We start from the raw sequence: 3340 nt of genomic DNA on the forward strand, positions 1-3340 counted from the left end.
CCTGTCATCGTCACTTAGCTCCTCGACTTCCGCGAGGGCTTTGTACCCCACGTACGCGTTCTCGTCCTCGACGACGGACACCTCCACGGAGCGGTCGGCGCTCGCGCTGGAGAAGGCGCCGGTGCCGGTGCTGAGCGCGGCCGACCCGGTTCCGCCGAGCAGGAGGATGAGGTTGCGTCGTTTCATGATGTGCGTGGGTCCAACACTGGGTTACTGGTTGACAACACGTGTCGCACACTTAAGGTTATGAGCCGTCGGAAGCGGGTATCGCTCCGCTTGAACGCCCGTGACATTGGCCTGAACCCCGTTCTCGCCGCCGACCGCGGCTCCCTGTCCGCCCGCGCTCAGATCCGGTCCCCGGTCGGTCACTGCTCGCCCACTTCGGGCGGCTCCTCGCCGCGGCCGACCTCCATCTCCGCGGTGTAGTACTTGTGCGCCAGCGCCGAGAACGCGAACGCGACGACGATCGCCAGCGTCCACGCCATCTCGGGGAGGAGCGTGAACGGCCACACCCCGATCCACACCGCCGAGACGAGCGCGGCGGCGACGCCGGAGAGCCCGAGGTAGTACTCGCTCCACGGGATCTCTCTGCCCTCCACGACGTCCAAGTACACGTCCACGTCCGTCAGCGCCGGCGTCGGCTCGACGACCCCGCGCGCCTTGTTGAACTCCACGACCCCCGCGTCGTCCATCTTCGGCAGGTGCGACTGCTGGAGGGCCGTGTACACTCGTTTCCGCTCGCTGCTCGATATCTCGGCGGTGTCGATCCCGTTCTCCCAGGCCGCGATCTGCTCCGCCATCTCGCCGATCTCGACGGCGTCGTCCGGCTCGCGTTTCAGCAGGTGGACCGCGAACCGCCGCCGCTGGTTGGCCAGTACGTCGAACAGATCGTCCTCGGAGATCTCCGCCGGCGACTCTACCCCTCCCCCGCCGATCTGCTGTGCCGACGCCATTAACGTCAGACACATATGAACGTCCCAACATAAAACCACGGGTTGTGATAACTCGACAACGTTTATCAGCGTTCAAACGCTGCTGGCGGAAGAGCTGTGAAAGGCAGAAATTACGCGTTTTGAGCCACTAAAACGACCATATAACATTCCCAACAACATATTTAGCGGCGATTTTTCACCCGAAAATATCACATCCCGAAACAGTTCGGCTGGGGTTCGACCCGGGTTGTGCGGTGCTCTCGGGTGTCTCGATGGACCCTTGAGGGACTTCAGGCACCGCATAATCAAGGGCCTGGGGCCGTAACGAAGTGACGATACCGTATGTCCTCGGTCCGTCGAACCCTGACCCTCGCCGTCCTCCTCGCCGCCGCGGGAGGCCTCGCCTTCACGACGGGCGCGGCGGTGGTCGACGGGCCGTCGGACACGTTCGCTGAGGACCGCCTCGCGGTCCAGCCCGTCGACGGGCCCAACGGCGCGTACGCCTACCTGAACGACGACGAGGAGATCGTCGTCGACGTCTCGTCGTCGAACCCGAAGCTCCCGGCCGACTTCGAGGGGGTCAACCCGGACTCGCTCGCCTCGGCCGACGGCGTGTTCGCGATCACCTACACCGCCGACGAGTACGCCCGGGTCTGGATCGACCACCCGGAGGAGAACGTCACCTTCGTCGTCGACGGCGAGTCGGTTGAGGGGCGCTCGAACAACGTCACGCTCGGTCCGGACGAGACGGTCGCCGTCGGCCTCGAGGTCGACGCGCGCGGGGTCGTCGCCGGCACGCAGCTGGGCGGCGACGACTTCGATATCCGCGCCGAACTCGCTGACCCGGAGTCCGTCTCCCCGCCCCCGGGCGACGGTAACGACGGGAGCGACGACGATGGCACCGACGCCGGTGACGACGACGTCGGCGGCGCGTCGACCGCGGTCCGCAGCCCCGCGCCGGACCGCCGGGAGTTCGGGGGGCGGGCACTCTCCCGCGGGGAAGCGGTCACCTTCGACGCGGGCGCGATGGAGATCGTCGGCGGCGACGTCACGCTTGACCGCGTGCGGATCGTGAGCGCGGACGCCCGCGAGGTCGACTTCGGGACGGTCGGCCAGCCGGCGCCGTTCCGGTCGGCCGGACCGCTGACCGACTCCCGGGGGGCGGCCCCGAACGGCTACTTCGAGTTCGACCACTCGTTCGGGGCCGAGGCGGTCTCCCGCGTCCGGTTCTCGGTCAGCGTCGACCGCGACTACCTGAACGAGACCGGCGGCGACCCCGAGGACCTCTCGCTGTACCGCCGCGCCGAGTCGGAGCCCGACGGCTGGGAGCGGCTGGAGACCGAGCGCGTCGACCCGGCCGTCCGCGACCTGCTGGACCTCCCGGACGACCGGGTCCACGTCACGGCGTCGACCGACGAGTTCTCCGTGTTCGCCGTGGCGACCGAACGCCCCGTCATCCGCGCGACAGCCGCCACGATAGACCGCGAGACTGTCGATCCGGGCGAGTCGGTCGTCGTCCGGGCGACGGCCGCGAACGAGGGCGGCAGCGACGGCGCGCGCGAGGTGACGCTCACCGCCGACGGCGATTCCGTCGCGACCCAGCGGGTCGACCTCGACACGGACGAGCGCGCTACCGTCGCCTTCGAACCGACGTTCGACGAGCCCGGGACGTACGACATCGCGGTCGACGGCGCGCTCGCGGGGACGCTGGTCGTTGACGATCCGGGCGGCGACGGCGACTCGGGCGACGGCGACGCGAACGACGTCGGCCCGGCGGGGCCCGACGGCACCGCGGCCGACTCGCCAACCGAGGAGCCGAGCGGGATCGATCCGTCGAACCTCGCGGGGCTCGGCGTCCTCGTCCTCATAGTCCTCGCGAGCGCCGCGCTCGTCCGCCGCATGCCGATATCGTGACGGTCGCCCGCCGAACCGACGACGCGGTCGCGGGCGAGCCGACGAGAGTGCGTCCCGACGACCGGCCTGGCCTGCGGACAGCGTCGAGCGTTATCACCACTGGAAGCCGGACCACAGTCATTAACTCACCGTCGGGGCACGAACAGCCGTGAGCGACCTCTCGTCCGAGTCGGACCGTTCGATCTCGGGGCCCGACGCGAGCGACGGCCGTGTCCGCGGCCGGAGCGCGCGCGACCGGTCCGGATACGCGGCGTTCTTCGCAGAGCTGTCCGCCCGCGCTCGCCCCCGCGACCTGGTCGCGCTCTGCGTCCCCCCGGTCGCGCTCGTCGCCGTGTTCGCGCTGCCGGAGGCGACCCGACGCTCGCTCGCGTTCGCGTACATGGAGCCGACGGTGCTGTCGGCGTTCGCCGCGCACTACGTCCACCTCGGGACCGACCACCTCCTCGGGAACCTCGCCGGGTACGCCCTCCTCGCCGGCGTCGGCTACGCGCTCG

2 protein-coding genes and 2 pseudogenes are annotated in these 3340 nt (G+C 69.4%); 2 read left to right on the forward strand and 2 right to left on the reverse strand.

Annotated features, from left to right (window positions below):
* Both Q0116_RS10185 and Q0116_RS10190 read right to left on the reverse strand, forming a co-directional pair.
* Positions 1 to 186, reverse strand: a pseudogene (locus tag Q0116_RS10185) (hypothetical protein); the annotation flags it as partial.
* 179 nt (positions 187 to 365) lie between these two features.
* On the reverse strand, positions 366 to 953 hold the full coding sequence (locus Q0116_RS10190; protein ID WP_297887656.1) for a hypothetical protein: 588 nt from the start codon (positions 951 to 953) through the stop codon (positions 366 to 368).
* Positions 954 to 1274: 321 nt separating this feature from the next.
* Between Q0116_RS10190 and Q0116_RS10195 the strand changes: the two genes are divergently transcribed.
* Both Q0116_RS10195 and Q0116_RS10200 read left to right on the forward strand, forming a co-directional pair.
* On the forward strand, positions 1275 to 2846 hold the full coding sequence (locus tag Q0116_RS10195; RefSeq protein ID WP_297887654.1) for a DUF1102 domain-containing protein: 1572 nt from the start codon (positions 1275 to 1277) through the stop codon (positions 2844 to 2846).
* 148 nt (positions 2847 to 2994) lie between these two features.
* Positions 2995 to 3340, forward strand: a pseudogene (locus tag Q0116_RS10200) (hypothetical protein); the annotation flags it as partial.

This window comes from uncultured Halorubrum sp., from assembly GCF_937146585.1.
Taxonomy (GTDB): Archaea; Halobacteriota; Halobacteria; order Halobacteriales; family Haloferacaceae; genus Halorubrum; species Halorubrum miltondacostae.